The organism is Rhodococcus sp. UNC363MFTsu5.1 (genome assembly GCF_000686785.1).
In the GTDB taxonomy this organism is placed as follows: Bacteria; Actinomycetota; Actinomycetes; order Mycobacteriales; family Mycobacteriaceae; genus Rhodococcus_G; species Rhodococcus_G maanshanensis.
This window is the reverse complement of the sequence record NZ_JMLO01000002.1, coordinates 36580-55244: the sequence shown is the minus strand read 5'-3', so window position 1 is coordinate 55244 and position 18665 is coordinate 36580. Positions and strand designations below refer to the sequence as shown.

The window sequence follows — 18665 nt, the reverse complement described above, 5'->3', positions numbered from 1 at the left end:
CTTGTCATGACCGTACCGGTGCGGCGCGTGTGGGCGCAGGGAGGAACCACCGACGTCCGATGTCACGGCCACGGCTGCCAGTAACCTGAACTGCGTGACCGAGAACATCAGACTCGCCGCCGGGGACACCGCGCCCGGCTTCACCCTTCCCGACGCCGACGGCAAGGAGGTCTCGCTCGCCGACTACCGCGGCCGCAAGGTGATCGTGTACTTCTACCCGGCGGCCAGCACCCCGGGCTGCACCAAGCAGGCCTGCGACTTCCGCGACAACCTGGCCGAGCTGAACGGCGCGGGCCTCGACGTCGTGGGCATCTCCCCCGACAAGCCCGCCAAGCTGGCCAAGTTCCGCGACAACGAGGAGCTCACCTTCCCGTTGCTGTCGGATCCGGAGCGCGAGACGCTCAAGGCCTGGGGCGCGTTCGGCGAGAAGACCATGTACGGCAAGACCGTGCAGGGCGTGATCCGCTCCACGTTCCTCGTCGACGAGCAGGGCAAGATCGAGGTGGCCCAGTACAACGTCCGGGCCACCGGCCACGTCGCCAAGCTGCGCCGCGACCTGTCCGTCTGACAGCGAGCCCCGCGGGTCAACGGGTAGCGGCGAACCGTCCGAGGAACAGCGCCTCCGCGACCGCGAGGTTCTCGATCTCGGACGGGTCGACGCTCTCGTTGGGGGCATGGATGAGGCAGCGCGGCTCCTCGACCCCGAGCATCACGATCTCCGCACCGGGGACCATGGTCCCGAAGACGTTGCAGAGCGGAATCGAGCCGCCCTGCCCCACCGTGCCGAGCGGCTTCCCGAAGGCCTCGGCCATGGCCTCGGCGAGGGCCGCGTAGCCGGGCCCGTCCGTGCTGGCGCGGAACGGCGATCCGATCTGCTCCGGCTCGACCGTCACCCGCGCGCCCCACGGCGCGGCGGCCTCCAGGTGCGCGATCAGCGCATCCTGCGCCTTCTGCGGATCCATCCCGGGCGGCACCCGCAGGTTCAGGCGCGCCGACGCCCTCGGCTGGATCGCCGCGGCCGATCCCACGACCGGCGGGCAGTCCATCCCGAGGATCGTCAGTGCCGGCCTGGCCCACACCGAATCCGCGACCGAGCCCGAACCGGGCAGACCAACCCCGTCGAGCACCCCGGCGTCGGTACGGAACTGCGCCTCGGCGTACTCGGCGCCGTCCCACCGCTGCCCGGAGTCCAGGCCCTCGACAACCGTGTTGCCGTCCTCGTCGCGGAGCGTGGCCAGCATCTGTACCAGCGCGGCGAGGGCGTCGGGCGCGGGCCCACCGAACATCCCGGAGTGCACCTCCCCCGCCATCGTCTCGACGTGCACGATGACATTCGCCATCCCGCGCAGGGTGATCGTCGCCGTCGGCTCACCGACCTCGGCGTTGCCGGTGTCCACCACCAGGATCATGTCCGCCTGGAACAGCTCGGGGCGCTGTTGCACCAGCTCCTCGAGACCGCCGGTGCCCATCTCCTCGGAGCCCTCGGCCACCACCCGGATGCCGACAGGGAACGGCGTGCCCAGCGCGCGCAACGCGAGCAGGTGCATCACGATATTGCCCTTGCAGTCCGCGGCACCGCGCCCGTACCAGCGCCCGTCACGTTCGGTGAGCTCGAACGGCGGGGTGTGCCAGAGCTTCTCGTTGCCGGGCGGCTGAACGTCGTAGTGACAGTAGAGGAGGACGGTCGGAGCGCCCTCGGGCCCCGGCTGATGCCCGACGACGGCGTTCGAGCCGTCCGGGGTCTCGATCAGCTCGACGTGGCCGATCCCGGCGGCGACGAACGCGTCCCGCACCCAGTTCGCCGCGTCCGTGCACCCCTGCGGCGGGAACTGACGGGGATCGGCCACCGACTTGAAGCCCACCAGCGTGGCGAGCTCCGTTCGTGCCGTGGGCATCAGGTCCCTCACCTTGGAGCGAATCTCGTCCGGCATAGCCACCTCCTGGGCTGTCACCGACGGCTGCAGCTAGCTGCCGTCGACAAGTTTCAGATCGTTCAGGGTTTCCTCGAACTCGGCCGACTGGTCCGGGCAGTAGACCTCGATCACCAATCGCGCCCCCGTCACCGCGTCGTGGGTCGCGAGAATGGGGCGCTGGCCGGGCCCGGCGGCGCCGCTGACGAGCTGCTGGTTGAGCACACCGGTCCTGAGCGCGTTGCCCGGGTCGGTGCACGCGGCACCGCCGTCCGATCCCAGCACCCGCGCGGTCGCCTCGACGTCGAGGGCGCCCAGACCTGCCGCCTCGAACCGCTGGGCGAGCTCGGTGGCCTTGGCGTCCGCCTCTGTGGAGCTCTTGTTCTCGTTGAAGGTGACCAGACCCCAGGCCGCCAGCCCGACGAACACCGCGAAGGCCGCCAGGTAGAGGATCCAGTGCGTGTTCTCCGGCCGCTTGTGCAGATCGTCGACGGCGGCCACGTTGACCTCGCCCTTCTCCGGTGTGGTCATCACGCCTCCTGCGCCATCGGGTCGGCCGAGACATCCTGCTTCCATGAGGGTTTGCGGAGGGCAAGGATCAGGAGCGGGACCCCGATCCCGACGATCCCGAACCCGCCACCGACGATGAGGATGTAGACGAAGACGCTGCCGCCGCCGAACTGAGAGGGCGGCACGAACCCGATGCAGAACGCCGCGAGGCTCGAGATGATGCCGACCCAGCAGAGCAGGAACAGCGCGGGCGCGCGGTAGCCCCGCGGCTGGTCCGGCCGGTTCTTGCGCAGCCGCATCGCCGCCACGAACATCAGCAGGTACACCACGAGGTAGACCTGGGTAGTGATCACCGACAGGATCCAGTAGGCGCTGGAGACCTCCGGGATGAACGCGTACAGCAACGCGATGAAGGTGGTCACCACGCCTTGCGCGACCAGGATGTTCTGCTGGATCCCGTGCTTGTTCAGCCGCTGCAGGACCGGCGGCAGGAACCCGTCCTGACGGCCGATCATGAGCAGACCCTTGGACGGCCCGGCCAGCCAGGTCAGCATCCCGCCCAGCGAGGCGGCAATGAGCATCAAGGCCAGAATCGGTGTCGCCCAGCCGAATCCGAAGTGCGCGAAGAAGATGTCGAAGGCCTGCATCACGCCCGCGGTGAGCGAGAGCTTCTCGGCGGGCACCACCCAGCTGATCGCGATGGCGGGCAGGATGAAGATGGCGAGCACCAGGCCCATCGCGACGAACATCGCGCGCGGGAACTCCGTGGCCGGCCTGCGCAGGCTGGAGACGTGAACGGCGTTCATCTCCATCCCCGAGTAGGACAGAAAGTTGTTGACGATGAGCACCAGGCTCGCGATCCCGGTCCACGCGGGGAGCAGCGCACTGAACTCCATCGGCGCCGCGGAGGGGTTGCCCTGCCCGAGGAACACCACGCCCATGACGATCAGCAGCACGCCCGGGATCAGGGTGCCGAGAACGAGTCCGGCGCTGGAGAGTCCGGCCACGGCCTTCATCCCCCGCGAGGAGACGAAGACCCCGGTCCAGAACAGGGTGACGATGATGATGGCGGTGTAGAGCCCGTTCGAGGCCAACGCCGGATTGATCACGTAGGCGAACGTGCTGGCCACGTAGGCCAACAACGTCGGGTAGTAGAAGATCGTCATCGCGAACTGGCACCAGACGGCGAGGAAGCCCGCCTTGTCGGAGATGCCCTCACCCACCCAGCGGTAGACCCCGCCCGACCAGCCCGAGGCGAGCTCGGCCGCCACCAGCGAGGTCGGCAACAGGAACACGATCGCCGGAACGATGTAGAGGAACACGCACGCGAGGCCGTATATCGCCATCGACGGCGCCGAGCGGAGGCTGGCCACCGAGCTCGTGGTCATCATCGCCAGCGCGATCCAGGTGATGTACTGCTGCCGGGGCGCGACGGGGATTCGCCTTCGCCCCTCGGCGCTCCCTGTCGAACCCTCTGTGTCAACGCTCATCGGTTCCCACCAATCGACGTCGGACCGGGTCGCCGACGCGACGCGGGCTTCCCCTAGCACTATTCCCCCGACGCAACGGATTTGCACCGGGTCACCCGCCACCGCACATGAATTCACCCGGTTCGGATGAGGGACGATCACCCGAACCGAACCGAACCGAACCGACCGGCCGCCCCGTCAGCGGTGCGCGTCGATCAGCTTCTCGACGCCGTCGAGCAACAGCCCGAGCGCGAAGGCGAAGTCCGCGTCGTCCCAGTCGACGTCGGGATCGGTGTCGAAGGCACCGTCCGTGACCGCCCCGATCAGGTGGGGGAACTTCGCCGGGTCGAGCAGTCGCGGCAGCAGCACCGAATAGTCCAGTGCGGCCACGTACTCGGGCGACACCGTGGCGGAGGCGGCCGCGAAGTCCGCCGCGAATCGTGCCCGTCCGATCACGTACAGCGAGGTGTTGAGGACCACCTGGAAACGCAGCGGCTTCGGCAGCGGGGTGTCGGCCAGGCAGCCGAGTCCGACCTCCAGCCACCCGATGTTGTTGGGTCCCGTCGGCGGCACGCCCCCAAGGGACAGCTGCAGCCACCACGGGTGCCGCATCAGCGCCTCGTACTCGGAGGTGGCCCACTGCGCCAATGCCTCCCGCCACGGCGTGCCCGGCTCGATGTGCGGCGCAGGCCCCACCACCCGGTCGGTGATCAGCTCGATCAGCTCGTCCTTGCTCTTGACGTACCGGTACAGCGACATGGTCGTGAAGCCCAACTCCTTGGCCAGGCGCGCCATCGACAGCGATGCGGCACCCTCCGCATCCGCGACTTCGATTGCGGTGTCGAGGATCTTCTCGATGCTCAGCCCTCGGCGCGGCCCCCTACTGCCCGGTTCGGCGAGCCCCCAGGCGAGCTTGACGGCCCGGGGCAGGTCCTCGGCCCCCGTGTTGTCCGCACCAGTTGTATCCATGTCCACCGCTCCCGTCGTCACCGCTTGCGCTCATCGTAAAACTGTGTACCTTATAAACCGAAGTATACGACATACACAGTTTCCGATTCCGGGAGAAGATCGATGACTCACAGAGAACCCACCGGCGCGATCTCCGTCGCCGGCCTCACCAAGTCCTACGGCGAGCACACCGTCCTCGACGGGCTCGACCTGTTCGTGCCCGAGGGCGGGGTGTTCGCCCTGCTCGGCTCGAACGGCGCGGGCAAGACCACCACCGTCCGGATCCTGTCCACCCTGCTGCCCTTCGACTCCGGCACCGTCACCGTGGCCGGCCACGACCTGCCCCGATCGGCCCAGGCCGTCCGGGGCAGCATCAGCGTCACGGGCCAGTACGCGGCGGTCGACAAGCTGCTGACGGGCCGGGAGAACCTCGCGCTGATGGGCGAGCTCAATCACCTCGGCAGGCGCGAATCGCGGCGCCGCGCAGCCGAACTCCTTGACCGCTTCGACCTCACGGACGTGGCGGACCGGCGGTCCGAGACCTACTCGGGCGGAATGCGGCGGCGTCTCGACCTGGCGATGAGCCTGGTGGCGAACCCGAAGGTGGTGTTCCTCGACGAACCCACGACCGGACTAGACCCGCGCAGTCGCCGCGACATGTGGATCGTCATCCGCGAGCTGGTCGCGAGCGGCGTGACGATCTTCCTCACCACCCAGTACCTCGACGAGGCCGACGAGCTCGCCGACCGGATCGCCGTGATCGACGGCGGCCGGATCGTGGCCGAGGGCACCGCCGACGAACTCAAGCGGCTCGTCCACGGCGGCCACATGGAGCTGCAGTTCACCGATCCCGCCCAGCTCGACCGGGCCGCGGTCGCCTTGCCCGGCTCCGTCGCGCGTCCCGAGACCCTCACCGTCGAGGTGCCGACCGACGGCAGCGTCGCGTCCCTGCGGGCCCTGCTCGACCGCATCGACGACGACATCTCGGTCGAGAAGTTCGCCCTGCACACGCCCGATCTCGACGACGTCTTCTTCGCCCTCACCGGCTCGCCCCGCGACGCCGACGCCCCGACCACGAAAGCAGCAGCCCGATGAGCACACCGACCATGCCCCGCCCCGCCCTCGCCGCCGATTCCCTTGCGATGCTGCGGCGAAGCCTCAAACACCTTCTGCGCAGCCCGGACTCGATGATCATGGCGGTCGCGCTGCCGATCATGCTGATGCTGCTGTTCGTGTACGTCTTCGGCGGCGCGATCGACACCGGCACCGAGTACATCAACTATGTGGTGCCAGGGATCATCCTGCTGTGCGCGGCCTTCGGCGCCTCGACGACCGCGGTCGGGGTCTCATCCGACATGACCGAGGGGATCGTCGACCGATTCCGGACGCTGCCCATCGCCCAGTCCTCCTTCCTGACCGGGCACGTGCTCGCCAGCGTGGTCCGCAACCTGCTCACCACGGCGATCGTCTTCGCGGTCGCACTGCTGATGGGCTTCCGCCCGACCGGCGACCCGATGAAGTGGCTCGGTGTGATCGGGATGATCGCGGCCTTCGTCTTCGCCCTGTCCTACCTGTCGACGGCCCTCGGCCTGCTCGCGAAGAACCCGGAGGCGGCAGGCGGGTTCACCTTCGTCATCATGTTCCTGCCGTACGTCAGCAGCGCCTTCGTGCCTGCCGAGACGATGCCGTCCTGGCTGCGGTGGTTCGCCGAGAACCAGCCGATCACCCCGATCATCGAGACGGTCCGCGGCCTGCTGATGGGCACCCCGATCGGCAACAGCGCCTGGCTCGCGGTGGCCTGGTGCGCGGCGATCGCGGCGGTCGGGTTCGTGTGGGCGAACGTGCTGTACCGCAACCGCGTCACCCGGTAGCACCCCAGGTATCCGATACCCCGGGAAACACCCAGAACCCGGGGTTCATCGGATCCGGCGACAAAGACGGATAACCTGGACAGGTGGAGTCCATGACCAGCAGCCGAACCTCGCGCCGCGCGGACCCGGCCCTGGAGGCTGGTGCCGACCCAGCCGCGCTGGAGGAACTGCTCCCCCGCAAGCGGCCGACCCAGGAGCGCAGCCGCCGCAAGTTCGACGCCCTGCTCGCCTCCTCGCGGGACCTCCTCACCGATGTCGGGTTCGAGTCGTTCACCTGCGAGGAGGTGGCGTCAAGGGCCGACGTCCCCATCGGCACGCTCTATCAGTTCTTCGCCAACAAGTACGTGATCGTGTGCGAACTGAACCGGCAGGACTTCACGTCGGTGCGCGACGAACTCGAGGAGTTCAACGGCGAGGTGCCCTCGCTCGACTGGCTGCGCTTCCTGAACAACTTCGTCGATCACCTGGCGAAGCTGTGGACCTCGGACCCGTCGCGGCGCGAGGTGTGGCTGGCGATGCAGTCCACCCCGTCGACCAGGGCCACCGGGAAGATCCAGGAGAAACAGCTCGCCGAGCAGATCTCCCGGATGCTCGCCCCGCTGACCCCGCGCACCGAACGTGACCGCCGCACGATGATGGCCGAGGTCCTCGTCCACGTCGTGTACTCGATGCTCAACTTCTCGGTCCAGGACGGTCAGAGCCACGCCGACGCCGTCGACGAGCTGAAGCGGCTGATGGCCGCGTACCTGCTCGTCGCCGAGAAGGAGTCCCGCTCCACCTGAGCCGGCCGTCACGAACCGGCGCGGTCGGCGTTCGCCACGATCGCGTCGTGCACGTACCACGCGAAGCCCGGTGCGACCTCGTCCCACTGAGCGACGGTCACGGGGTCGGACACGTAGAGCGCGGCCACCTTTCGGTGCTGCCGGTGGCCGCACGGGAAGAACCAGCGCGCCAGGTGCGTCCGGTGGCTCTCCGCGGCCCGCATCGCGACCTCGCCGTCGGCCGGCTCACCCGCGGCCAACGCCGCCGCGAAGGCCGCGATGTCGGCGTCGGCCTCCGCCTTGATCGCAGCCCAGTCCTCCTTCGTGTAGGCCGCCGTGTGGCCGTCGACACCCCACTGCTCCTCGGCGTCCGCGAGCGCGGCGCCGAAGCGGTCGGTGTCGAAGATCTCGAGCTGCTCGGCGGCGGTCAGCGCGATGCCCGCACCGCGCGCCCGCAGCTCGCGTTCGACCGCGTCGAGCAGGCCGTCGATGCGGGCCCGGCGCTCGCGCAGCAGCCGGTGCTGTCGGCGCAGGTGGGCGTCCGGCCGCACCGCGGGGTCGGCCAGGATCTCCGCGATCTCCTCGAGGCCGAACTCGAGCTCCCGGTAGAACAGGATCTGCCGCAGCCGCGCGACATCGGCATCGGTGTATCGCCGGTGGTTGGCGGTGCTGCGCGCGTGTGGTGTCAGCAGCCCGATGGCGTCGTAGTGATGCAGGGTCCGCACCGAGACGCCGGACAGTCGCGCGAGGTCCCCGACCGTGTACCCGTCGTCCATCACCCGATCATCGCCCACCCTCACCCGGTCCGGTGGCGGCGCGCGGCGTGCGCGTGGGACCGGCCGAGCAGGTCAAGCACCCGCGGGAGGCTCGCCCGCGTGGGACACACGATCGACACCCAGGACTGTGCGGCGTACGTCGGGTGCGGCAGCAGCCGGTCGCCGATGGTGAAGTCGATCCCGTCCGCGCACTCGGCATGCGCCGCGGGCGGGTACCCGAGCAGCTCCTCGAACGCCGCCCGACCGACGCCGAAGTTGACGCGGAACGCACCGTCGCGGTCCAACGCCGAGTAGGTGTCCCAGCCGGGCACATCGTGGGTGACTATCGTCGCGAACGGGAACTTCCGGTCCGGGTCGAGGTGGACGAACGAGTCACCCCATGCGGCCTCGGGCGCACCGCTCGCCTCGTCGGCGGTCACCACGACCACCCCCGGCAACCGCGTCGCCGCGTCGATCACGTCCTGTTCCGTCAGCATCTCGTCGTCCCGGTCTGCGCTCATACCGCCACGCTAGGACCTCACGTCGCGTCAGGTGCAAGGCCGCCGGACACGAACGAGGCCGGCCAGCGGATCGCTCCGCGGCCGGCCTCGTCGACACGTCGTCCGTTCGCCTAGTCGGCGACCGGTACCACCAGATCGGGCTCCTCGATGACGACCATGGCGCCCGCCATGTCGCCGTCGTGGGTCAGCGACAGGTGGATGATGGCGCCCGGCAGGAACTCGGCGGCCTCGTCGTGCAGCTTGATGCTCGGCCTGCCCCAGGCGTCGTTGACCACCTCGATCTGTGCGTAGGCGTTGTCACCCACTGCAGGCGGACGGGCGAACCGCGACGACGCCCACGCCTTGATCACCGCCTCCTTCGCCGCCCAGCGCACCGCGTAGTGGCGCGCCGGGTCGGTGCTCTTGGACTCCGCGTAGCGGCGCTCCCCCGGCCGGAAGCTGGACAGCATGGCCGTACCCGGACGGTTCATCTGCTCCGCGAACTCGCTGACGGTGACCAGGTCGTAGCCGATTCCCAGGATGGCCATCACTGGCACCCCGGCAATCCGGACCGGTAGACGTCGTCGGCGCCGAGGCGCGCCTGCTCGTGCAGCAGCATGTCCGCCTCGAGCTGACGAGCCGCCTTCGCGGGCACCGCATCCCCACCGAAGCGACGATCCGCGGGCCGCTCGTACAGGTCCGCGCCCCCGCACATCGCCGACGCGAGTCGACGCTGCCCGGCGATCGTCCGCTCCTGCGCCTTGGCCAGGTAGTCCGCACGCGCGGCCGCAGGGATCGACTCGACGAACGCCTGCGGGTGAACCACCGCGATCAGGCCGGACACGTGACCGAAGCCGAGGCTGGTCAGCAGGCCCGCCCTGAGCGGGAGCCGCTCGCCGAAGCGGAGCGGTTCGCGCGGCCAGACCAGGTGCGAGTACTCGGTCATCTTCTCGTCGACGCAGTCCAGGCTGCGGTTCGGCGGGATGACGCCCTGGGCGAGCACCTGGCACAGGCCGATCAGCTGGAACGCCGCGGCGCCGCCCTTCGCGTGCCCGGTCAGGCTCTTCTGCGAGACCACGAACAGCGGGGCGCCCGCGCTGCGACCCAGTGCCGCCGCCAGCCGCTCGTGCAGCTCGGCCTCGTTCGGATCGTTTGCCGCCGTGGAGGTGTCGTGCTTGGACACCACGGAGATGTCGTCCGCGGTGACACCGAGCGCGTTGAGCGAGAGCGCCAGCTGCGAGTCCTGGCCGCCGCGTCCGGCGCCGAGCGCGCCGATTCCCGGGGCCGGGATCGAGGTGTGCACGCCGTCGGCGAACGAGCCGGCCCATGCGACGACACCGAGCACCGGCAGTCCCATCTCCAGCGCCAGGTCTCCCCTGGCCAGCAGGATGGTGCCGCCGCCCGCCGACTCGACGAACCCGCCGCGCCGACGATCGTTGGCGCGGGAGAACCGACGCTCGTCGATCCCCTTGGCCAGCATGTCCTCCGACTTCGCCGTCGCGGACATGTCGCCGAAGCCGACGATGCCCTCGATGCCGAGGTCGTCGAATCCGCCCGCGACCACCAGCTGCGCCTTGCCGAGGCGGATCTTGTCAACGCCCTCCTCGACCGAGACCGCCGCCGTTGCGCAGGCCGCGACCGGGTGCACCATCGCGCCGTAGCCGCCGACGTAGGACTGGACCACGTGCGCCGCAATGACGTTCGGCAGCGCCTCCTGCAGGATGTCGTTGGCGCGCGACTCACCGAGCAGGGTGTCGATGTAGAGCGAGCGCATCGACGTCATGCCGCCCATGCCGGTGCCCTGGGTGTTCGCCACCGCGGAGGGGTGCACCCAGCGCAGCAGCTCCGAGGGGGTGAAGCCGCCGGTGAGGAACGCGTCCACCGTGGTGACCAGGTTCCACAGGCCCACCCGGTCCACCGACCCGGCCATGTCCGCGGGGATGCCCCACTTGGTGACGTCGAAACCGGTGGGGATCTGGCCGCCGACGGTGCGGGTCAGCTTCGCCTTGCGGGGCACCCGGATCTCGGTGCCCGCCCTGCGGGTGACCTGCCAGTCGCCGCTGTCCGGGGCCACCGACGCGACGGTGTGCTCCGGATCGGAGTCGACGAAGGCCCTGGCCTCCGCCTCGCTGCCGACCACGAACGTGAGGTCCTTGTCGAGGAACACGGAGGTGAGCAGCGGGGCCGTGTTGTCCACCATGGCGCCCTCGTCCCCGTAGGTGCGGATGCCGCACCTCTCGACGACGGTGTCGTGGTAGCGGTCCGCGATCTCCGCCTCCGGCACGAGTTCACCGGTCTCGGTGTCGTACCAGCCCGCGACCGGGTCGCTCTCCCACGTGACCAGCCCGGTGTTCCAGGCCAGCTCGAGAACGCCTGCCGCCGAGAGCTTCTCGTCGACCTCCATCTCGAAGCGGGTACGGGACGAACCGTAGGGTCCGAGCTCACCGGCACCGACGATGACCACCAGGTCGGACGGGTTGACGTCCAACTCGGGCCACGACGGCGCGGCAGGGGCGTCCCCGATCCGCGGCGGCGCGGGCAGCGCGTCGACGGTGTCGGTCGCGTCGTCCTCGGCCGGGGCCACCTCCGCCTTCTCGGCGTCGGCGGCCTCGCGGGCCAGGGCCACCAGGTCCAGGTCGACCTCCGCCAAGCCACCGGTCAGGTCCAGCTGGACCGGCACGGCGGCGGCCGCGGTGACGGTCTCCTTGGTGCAGGCGGCCAGCAGCTGCTCGGCCATCTCGTCGGTGGACCAGGTGCGCACGCCCTTGGCCTCGACGGCCTCGACCATCGGGTCGTTGCCGCCCATCAGCCCGGTGCCGCGCACCCAGCCGATCAGGGCGTGCACGAGGGTGACGCGCTCGGCCCAGGTCCGCTCAGCGCTCCAGCGCTTGACGACCGCGTCGAGCGCGGCCTTCGACTCGCCGTAGGCGCCGTCGCCGCCGAACAGGCCCCGGTTCGGGGAGCCCGGCAGCACCACGTGCAGGTGGGTGTCGACGTCGCGGTCGTAGCCGATCTTCGACAGCCCGCCGATCAGCCGCTCGACCGACCACAGCAGGACCCGCATCTCCATCTCGGCGCGGGCGCCGGCGTCGGAGAGCTCGCCTGCGACCCGGGGCGCGGCGAACGGGAAGAGCATCGTCGGGGTGACGGCCTCCTTGACCAGCTTCTTGGCTCCGCCCGCGGTCTCCGTCTGCTCCTCGCCGATCCAGGAGATCAGCGCGTCGACGTCGGCGTAGGACGCCATGTTGGCTGGCACAACCCAGAGGGCTGCACCGGCACGGGCGTTGGCGCGGTACAGCTTCCGGTAGAAGCCGAGCCGCTCGGAGTCCAGGCGCGAGGTGGTCACGAAGACCGTCGCGCCACCGCGCAGCAGCGAACCGGCGACCGAGGCCGCGATGGATCCCTTGCTGGCCCCGGTGACCACGGCGACCTGGTCGGCCCAGACGCCGGACTCGTCGTCGGCGACGGCTGCCGCCGCGGCGATGTCGGCGTAGGCCTGGACCAGTTCCTCGCGGCCCTCGGTCTCGGCGCGCTGACGCCACCAGTCCGCGTGCGCGGCCACGGCGCTGCCCGCGCCGGTGAAGTCCGCCTCGGTCACGGAGACCACCGTCGCGTGGTCGCCGATCCACAGCCGGGCCAGGTCCTCGCGGGCGGTCGCCCACCGGTCGTCGATCAGGACGGCCTTGCGGGCGTCGAACGCGGGGGCGACCAGACGCGGCCAGTCAGCACCGAGCTCGGCGGACACCAGGTCGGCCAGTTCGGTGTCGGCCGCGACCGCCACCGTCGGCTCGTCCTGCAGTCCGAGCTGCTCGAGCACCAGCCGGGCCGCGGAGGCGAGCACGCCGTTGCGGCCGGTGATGTGCTCGGTGAACTCGCCGAGCGCGGCCGCGTCCACGGTGCCGCCTGCCCCGCCACCGGTGGCGGGCAGCGACACGGCGACGCCCCGACGGGCGGCGACGGACTGGACCGCGGCGTCGATCACCGCGTCGACGGCGGCGCCGTCGGAGAGCGCGCCCTCGTGCAGGCCGCCGAGCGCCCCGCCGCGAACGCTCGACCCGTCGCGGGTGCCGAGCGCCACCTCTGCGGTGACGTGGCTGGCCCAGCCGGATCCGAGCTCCCACACCTTGGCGACCCGCTCCGCGATGGCGGCCGGGCGCTTGCCCGACGGCCCGAAGACCTTGCGCAGGTGGTCGTTCACCGAGTCGGTGAGAACCGGGCCGAACGGCTTGTAGGTGCGGGCCAGCTTGTTGACGGTCACCGCGAGCGAGCCCATGTCGGCGTCCGCGGCGCCGTCGATGGCGCCGAGGGACAGCTCCGCACCGAGGTCGACGAGCAGCTGGTTGCGGCGCGAGGACACGCCGTCGCAGAGCGCCTCGATGGTGTCGACGGGACCGATCTGGTCGGGACGCAGCTTGGTCCACAGCCCGATGAGCACGGCGGTGGCGTCCGAGGCCGAGAACGCGATGTCGTCGGGCCGCGGGCCGCCGGTGGCCGCGGCAGGGGCGGCGACGGGTGCGGGCGCCGCCGCGGCGGCGGGTGCCTCCGCGACCGCTTCCGCCACCGGCTCGTCGTCCTCGACGGGAGCCGGGTCGGTGTCGGTCGAGAAGACGATGCCCGCCTCGCGCTCGATGTTGAGCACCTCGACCGGGTTGCCGAAGCGACCGGGCAGCTTGAGGGTCTGCGAGGCCAGGTTCGCCACGGTGGGCACCGCGCCGAGGCCGATCTCGACGAAACGCTCCACGCCGAGGCCACCGTCGACCTCGTCGGCGAACAGCAGGTCCTGCGTCTCGATCCAGCGCACCGGGCTGGCGAACTGCCAGGCCAGCAGCTCGGACAGCACGATGCGGGTCAGGCCCGCCGGATCGGCTGCGTGCCCGTCGAAGTCCGCGAGCACCGCGGCCAGCGGCTCGGAGGGCACCAGATCGGCGATCTCCTGGATGAACTCACGCTCGAGCGAGAACGGCTTGGGCACCAGGTTCGGGATGTAGCGCCCGATCAGGATGGCCGGGTCGATGTCCTGCGGAAGCAGGTCGAGCAGGCGACCACGGAAGTCGTCGACGCCGCCGCGCAGCACGGTCGAGTGGAACGGGACGTCGATGCCCGGGATCTGGATGTACGCCCGCTTGCCGCCGGTCTCGGCGCGCTTGCGGTCGATCTCCTTCTCGAGCGCGTCGAGTCCCGCGACGGTGCCTGCGATGGCGTACTGCGAGCCGCGCAGGTTCAGGTTCACGATCTCCAGGAACTCGCCGGTCTCCTCGGCGACTCCCCCCACGAACTCCGCGAGGTCCTCGTCGGCCACGCCGATCTGCGAGGGCCGGATCGCGGCAAGGCGGTAGTTGGAGCGGCCCGCCGCGTCGCGGGGCACAAGGGCGTGCATCGCGGAGCCGCGCTGGAAGACCACCTCGAGGACGGCCTCGAGCGGCAGCACTCCTGCGACGGCCGCCAGCGCGTTGTACTCGCCGACCGAGTGTCCGGCCAGCAGTGAGTCCTCCACGAAGGCGCCGGCCTCGCGCAGCTCCGCCACCTGGGCGACGCCGAGCACGGCCATGGCGACCTGGGTGAACTGGGTCAGGTGCAGCACGCCGTCGGGATGCTTGTGGGTGACCCCACGCGCCTTGAGGACGGTCGGGTTGTCGCGGACCACGGCCAGGATCGAGAAGCCGAGGGCCCCGCGGGTGTGCTTGTCGGCGCGGTCCCAGATCTCCCGCGCGGCCTTGGACCGGGCGCGGGCGTCGAGGCCCATGCCGGGGCGCTGGATGCCCTGGCCGGGGAAGGCGTACACGGTCTTCGGCGCGGCGGTGCGGCCGGAGGCGACCATCACCAGGTCGCCGTCCACCCGGCAGCCGACCTCGATGACCTCGGCGCCGCCGTCGTAGGCGATGCGGTCGACGCGGACGTCGATCTCGGCGCCGGGGCGGACCATGCCGAGGAAGCGGGCGGTCCACGCGGTCAGCCGGCGCGGCGGCACGGTCGCCGACGGGTCGACCGCGGTGACGACCTGCTGGGCGGCGGCGGAGAGCCACATGCCGTGCACGATCGGGCTGCCGAGCCCGGCGAGCAGCGCGGCCGCGTCGGAGGTGTGGATCGGGTTGTGGTCGCCCGAGACGCCGGCGAAGGCGCCCATGTGCCGCGGCGCGACGATGGTGGCCTGGCGGCGACGGCGGCGCGGGGTGTCGGTGACCGCGTCGGTCAGCGAGCCCCCGGCCCTGGCCGGGTCGGCCAGCTCACCGGCACCGGTGCGGCCGCGGATCGCGAAGCGCTCCACCAGCTTTGCGAAGGTCGGCGCGGCGGTGCCGTGCTCGCGCATGGCCCCCACCTCGACGTGCACCTCGACGACGCGGCCCATGTCGGTGTCGACGACGGAGACGGACTCGGCCTTCACGGTGAGCACGCTGGTCTCGGTCGGGATCGCCCCGACGACGTCGACGGCGTGGTCGAGGTGGACCAGGTCGAGCATGCCCTCGATGACGTGCGCGCCCTCGCCGGTGGTGGCGGCGCCGAGCACCGCGAACACGGCGGGCCAGCAGGCACCGACGACGACGTCCGGCACCGCGCTGGTGCCGATGGCGAGCGACTCGGGCAACCCGGCGCCGGTGACGCCTGCGTGATCGGCGACCCGGTCGGGCACCCAGGCGAGGTTGACCCGCGCCACGCCGTTCTTGACGGCGGGCAGCTCCTGGCCTGCCGCGACCCCGAGCAGCGCGGACATGGCGGCCTCGGCGTCCGCCGCGGTCACCACGGGGGCGCCGCCGTCGCGGGTCGAGGCGGGCACGGTGATCCGGATCCGCACGGCGCGGTCGGCGAGCAGCGGAACGGTGAGTTCGGCGTGCTCGGCGTCCACGGCCTGCAGGATGGCCCCGGTCCTGGCGTGGGTGGCGCTGTCGCCGTCGACCGTCCAGTCGGCCAGGTCGCCGAGCCGGTGCACGGGGTTGCGGGTCAGGCGCGAGGCCCACAGCACGTCGGGCGCGGACAGCACGACCCCGAGCAGTCCGCGGGCCGTGGCCGCGTGCCTGCGGCTCGCGACGGCGGTCGGTGCGACGCCCTCGGCCAGCAGCTCGTCGGTGGTGGCGCGCTCGAAGCGGTCGAGCAGGGCTCCGACCGGCTCGTCCACCTCGGTGATGCCCGCGACGGCGACGGTGCCCGGGATGATGCAGACCTGATCCGCGGTGTAGCGCGGATCGTGCGCCTGCCACAGGGAATCGGAACGCCACCAGCGGCGGACGTCCTTGTCGATGACCGGCACGAAGTTGACCGGCTTGCCGGGGGTCTTGCAGAGCGCGGTGAAGAACGGCACGTCGGCCGGGTGCAGCACGACGGAACCGGCGTCCGGGTAGGCGGCCTTGAGGGCGCAGAGCGCGGCCTCGGGACGCTCGAGGACCAGCTCGTCGCTGAACAGGGTCCGGATCGGGCCCCTGTCGTTGCGGTGCAGGCGGGCCTCGGCGCGGCGCAGCATCTCGGCGAAGCGGTCGCGCCAGGTGCCGTCGAGCCAGACCGACTCGGTCGCGTCGGCGTACGCCTCCGCCCAGTCGGTGCCGCAGTCGAACGTCTTGGCCGAGTCGATCCCGACGGCCAGCTCCAGGTAGCGGCGCAGCCAGCGCTCGTAGGTCATGGTGGCGACGTCGCCGAAGTAGGGCTTGGCCGTGACGTCGAGCGCGGCGATGATCTCGTCGCGGCGCTCCGCGACGGCGTCGGCGTCACCGGCGACCTCGTCGAGCAGGCGGCCGGTGCGTGAGGCGGCGTTGTCGATCTCGTGGATGTCGGCGCCGAGCTGGCTGCGGCCCGAGGCCATGCCGCCGGTCGCGGTGCCTGCCCCGACCCAGTCGGGGGTGCCGGGGGTGTCCACCAGCAGCTGCTTCACGTCGGGGGCGGTGGTGGCCTCGAGCGTCGCCATGGCGGCGGTGCCGACGAGGATGCCGTCCACCGGCATTGCCGGGTAGCCGGCCTCGGTGGACCAGCGTCCGGTGAGGTAGTCGGCGGCCCGCTCCGGGGTGCCGATGCCGCCGCCGACGCAGATCACCAGGTTCGGCCGGGCGCGCAGCTCGGCGTAGGTGGTGACGAGCAGGTCGTCGAGGTCCTCCCAGGAGTGGTGCCCGCCTGCCTTGCCGCCCTCGATGTGCACGATCACCGGGAAGTCGGGGACCTCGTTGGCGATCCGGATGACCGAGCGGATCTGGGCGACCGTGCCCGGCTTGAACGCGACGTGGCCGATGCCGACCTCGGACAGCTCCTCGATCAGCGCGACGGCCTCGTCCAGCTCGGGGATGCCCGCCGTCACGATGACGCCGTCGATCGGGGCGCCCGCGGAGCGCGCCCGCTGCACCAGCCGCTTGCCGCCGAGCTGGAGCTTCCACAGATACGGGTCCAGGAACAGCGAGTTGAACTGGACCGCGCGGCCCGGCTCGAGCAGGGTCTGCAGCTCGGCGACCCGGTCGGTGAAGATCTTCTCGGTGACCTGGCCGCCGCCTGCGAGCTCGGCCCAGTGGCCCGCGTTGGCCGCCGCGGCAACGATCTTCGCGTCGACGGTGGTCGGGGTCATGCCCGCGAGCAGGATCGGCGAGCGACCGGTCAGCCGGGTGAACGCGGTCTCGACGCCGACCTTGCCGTCGGGCAGCGACACCAGGGTCGGCTTGAACTCGCTCCACGCCTTCGCCACCTCGGGCGCCGCGCCAGGGGTGATGAGGTGACGCTGGCCGAGACGCGTCGACGCCGCGACGATGCCGACGCCGCGCCCGCGCAGCGAACCGGCCGTCATGCGGGTGAGCAGGTCGCCGGGGCCGAGGTCGAGGACCCAGGCCGCGCCCGCGTCGACCACGGAGTCGACGGCGGCGACCCAGTCGACGGGGTCGACCAGGCAGAGGCGGGCCAGCTCGCTGGCGAGCTCGGGGTCGAGCCCGCAACGGACGGCCCAGGCGCCGACCGTGTCGACGGCATCGGCGAGCGCCGGGTGGTGGAAGCCGATCTCCACCGCGAGCGGCTCGAAGACCGGCGAGAACACGGCGCCGCCGCGCTTCTTGGCGTCGCGCTCACGCGCCTCGTCCTCGGCGATCTGCTCGGCCCGCTGCTGGACGCGGGCCAGCTGTGCCGGGGTGCCGGAGACCACGACGCGGCGGCGGGCGTTGCGGATGGCCATCACGGCTGCGCGCTCGGCGTCGACGCCCGCGGCGACCTCGTCCACGATGGCCTTGATGCGCTCCGGGTCCACATCGGAGATGGCGAGCATGGGGGCGCGCTCGGCGCCGCCGATGACGCCGCGACGGCGGCCGACCAGGACCGCTGCCGCGCCGATCAGCTGCGCGATGGCCAGGAGGGCGCCGTCGGTGTCGCCGCCGTCGGCGACGGCCTGCACGCCGAGCATCCCCTGCGAGTGGCCGATCACGGCGACCGGCGCGTTCTGGGCGGGGTCGAGACCCTGCATGCGCAGCGACCGCAGGGCGGCGAGCTGCGCGAGGAAGACACCGGGCAGCGAGACGGACGCGGAGGTGAGGGCCGCGGCGGAGGGACCGGCCGGGGTGACGTCCTCGTCCACAACGTCCTGCTCGAGGATCCAGCCGATCGGATCGAAGCCGGCGGGCCGGACCACCAACAGGTCCTGCGCGACGGGCGCGAGGAGGGCGGCCGCCTCGTTGACGAGGTCGGTCATGTCGGGCTCGAGGCCGTTGTCGCGGATCAGCTCCTCGAGGGGGGCCAGCCACGCCGCGCCCTGGCCGCCGAACGCGAGGGCATACGGCTCACCGGCCACGAGCCGATCGCGCAGCGCGGACTTAGGAGACCCGGCGCGCGCAGAGATCCGCGACCCTCCGGTGCCGCTTCCCTTACCCACCGGCGTGCTCTCGTCGATCGTCACGATTGACTGTCCTCTCCTGGTCGATGCCCACCGAGATCTCGGGCCACACGCGGCACATCGGCAGGCCGCGGACGGATCTTCGGGGACGCGATCAGGC

General features: G+C 71.2%; 12 protein-coding genes. 4 read left to right on the top strand and 8 right to left on the bottom strand.

The annotated features are described in order from the left end of the window. Window positions 1–94: 94 nt before the first annotated feature. Entirely contained in the window at window positions 95–568 is a 474-nt protein-coding gene (gene bcp, locus BR31_RS0103850) for a thioredoxin-dependent thiol peroxidase (RefSeq protein WP_027499805.1), read from the top strand. Between the two features lie 16 nt (window positions 569–584). Here bcp and BR31_RS0103845 read toward each other — a convergent pair whose 3' ends face one another. The 4 genes from BR31_RS0103845 to BR31_RS0103830 form a co-directional block, all read right to left on the bottom strand. Then, window positions 585–1931 carry a dipeptidase gene (locus tag BR31_RS0103845; protein ID WP_027499804.1) on the bottom strand — a complete coding sequence of 449 codons (1347 nt, stop codon included), beginning with the start codon at window positions 1929–1931 and terminating at the stop codon, window positions 585–587. A gap of 33 nt (window positions 1932–1964) precedes the next feature. Continuing rightward, on the bottom strand, window positions 1965–2441 hold the full coding sequence (locus BR31_RS0103840; RefSeq protein ID WP_027499803.1) for a hypothetical protein: 477 nt from the start codon (window positions 2439–2441) through the stop codon (window positions 1965–1967). Then, window positions 2441–3910 carry a glutamate/gamma-aminobutyrate antiporter GadC gene (locus BR31_RS0103835; RefSeq protein ID WP_027499802.1) on the bottom strand — a complete coding sequence of 490 codons (1470 nt, stop codon included), beginning with the start codon at window positions 3908–3910 and terminating at the stop codon, window positions 2441–2443. Before BR31_RS0103835 ends, BR31_RS0103840 begins: the two co-directional genes overlap by 1 nt. Window positions 3911–4087: 177 nt before the next feature. After that, complete coding sequence (locus tag BR31_RS0103830) at window positions 4088–4858, bottom strand: TetR/AcrR family transcriptional regulator (RefSeq protein ID WP_027499801.1); 771 nt, start codon at window positions 4856–4858, stop codon at window positions 4088–4090. 102 nt (window positions 4859–4960) lie between these two features. On the opposite strand from BR31_RS0103830, the gene BR31_RS0103825 reads away from it, so the two are divergent. From BR31_RS0103825 to BR31_RS0103815, 3 genes are all read left to right on the top strand, one after another. After that, window positions 4961–5932 carry a daunorubicin resistance protein DrrA family ABC transporter ATP-binding protein gene (locus tag BR31_RS0103825; protein WP_027499800.1) on the top strand — a complete coding sequence of 324 codons (972 nt, stop codon included), beginning with the start codon at window positions 4961–4963 and terminating at the stop codon, window positions 5930–5932. Further along, a complete protein-coding gene (locus BR31_RS0103820) occupies window positions 5929–6708 on the top strand; it encodes an ABC transporter permease (protein ID WP_027499799.1) in 780 nt (259 codons plus the stop codon). The genes BR31_RS0103825 and BR31_RS0103820 overlap by 4 nt, the downstream gene beginning before the upstream one ends. Before the next feature lie 92 nt (window positions 6709–6800). Then, entirely contained in the window at window positions 6801–7490 is a 690-nt protein-coding gene (locus BR31_RS0103815) for a TetR/AcrR family transcriptional regulator (protein WP_442970186.1), read from the top strand. A gap of 8 nt (window positions 7491–7498) precedes the next feature. On the opposite strand, the gene BR31_RS0103810 is transcribed toward BR31_RS0103815, so the two are convergent. The 4 genes from BR31_RS0103810 to BR31_RS0103795 all read right to left on the bottom strand — a co-directional run bounded on the left by BR31_RS0103810 (window position 7499) and on the right by BR31_RS0103795 (window position 18568). Continuing rightward, window positions 7499–8245, bottom strand: a complete 747-nt coding sequence (locus BR31_RS0103810) for a MerR family transcriptional regulator (protein ID WP_027499797.1) — start codon at window positions 8243–8245, stop codon at window positions 7499–7501. Window positions 8246–8265: 20 nt separating this feature from the next. Further along, window positions 8266–8745, bottom strand: coding sequence for a DUF6194 family protein (locus BR31_RS0103805; RefSeq protein WP_027499796.1), 480 nt, complete (start codon window positions 8743–8745; stop codon window positions 8266–8268). A 110-nt stretch (window positions 8746–8855) separates the two neighbouring features. Continuing rightward, complete coding sequence (acpS, locus tag BR31_RS0103800; protein ID WP_027499795.1) at window positions 8856–9272, bottom strand: holo-ACP synthase AcpS; 417 nt, start codon at window positions 9270–9272, stop codon at window positions 8856–8858. Further along, a complete protein-coding gene (locus tag BR31_RS0103795; RefSeq protein ID WP_027499794.1) occupies window positions 9272–18568 on the bottom strand; it encodes a type I polyketide synthase in 9297 nt (3098 codons plus the stop codon). The genes acpS and BR31_RS0103795 overlap by 1 nt, the downstream gene beginning before the upstream one ends. Between the last annotated feature and the right edge of the window lie 97 nt (window positions 18569–18665).

Excerpts from the sequence above, each read along its gene's own strand:
- BR31_RS0103845 (WP_027499804.1), bottom strand. The coding sequence starts at position 1,931 with ATGCCGGACGAGATTCGCTCCAAGGTGAGGGACCTGATGCCCACGGCA.
- BR31_RS0103840 (WP_027499803.1), bottom strand. The coding sequence starts at position 2,441 with ATGACCACACCGGAGAAGGGCGAGGTCAACGTGGCCGCCGTCGACGAT.
- BR31_RS0103835 (WP_027499802.1), bottom strand. The coding sequence starts at position 3,910 with ATGAGCGTTGACACAGAGGGTTCGACAGGGAGCGCCGAGGGGCGAAGG.
- BR31_RS0103830 (WP_027499801.1), bottom strand. The coding sequence starts at position 4,858 with ATGGATACAACTGGTGCGGACAACACGGGGGCCGAGGACCTGCCCCGG.
- BR31_RS0103825 (WP_027499800.1), top strand. The coding sequence starts at position 4,961 with ATGACTCACAGAGAACCCACCGGCGCGATCTCCGTCGCCGGCCTCACC.
- BR31_RS0103820 (WP_027499799.1), top strand. The coding sequence starts at position 5,929 with ATGAGCACACCGACCATGCCCCGCCCCGCCCTCGCCGCCGATTCCCTT.
- BR31_RS0103815 (WP_442970186.1), top strand. The coding sequence starts at position 6,801 with ATGACCAGCAGCCGAACCTCGCGCCGCGCGGACCCGGCCCTGGAGGCT.
- BR31_RS0103810 (WP_027499797.1), bottom strand. The coding sequence starts at position 8,245 with ATGGACGACGGGTACACGGTCGGGGACCTCGCGCGACTGTCCGGCGTC.
- BR31_RS0103805 (WP_027499796.1), bottom strand. The coding sequence starts at position 8,745 with ATGAGCGCAGACCGGGACGACGAGATGCTGACGGAACAGGACGTGATC.
- acpS (WP_027499795.1), bottom strand. The coding sequence starts at position 9,272 with ATGGCCATCCTGGGAATCGGCTACGACCTGGTCACCGTCAGCGAGTTC.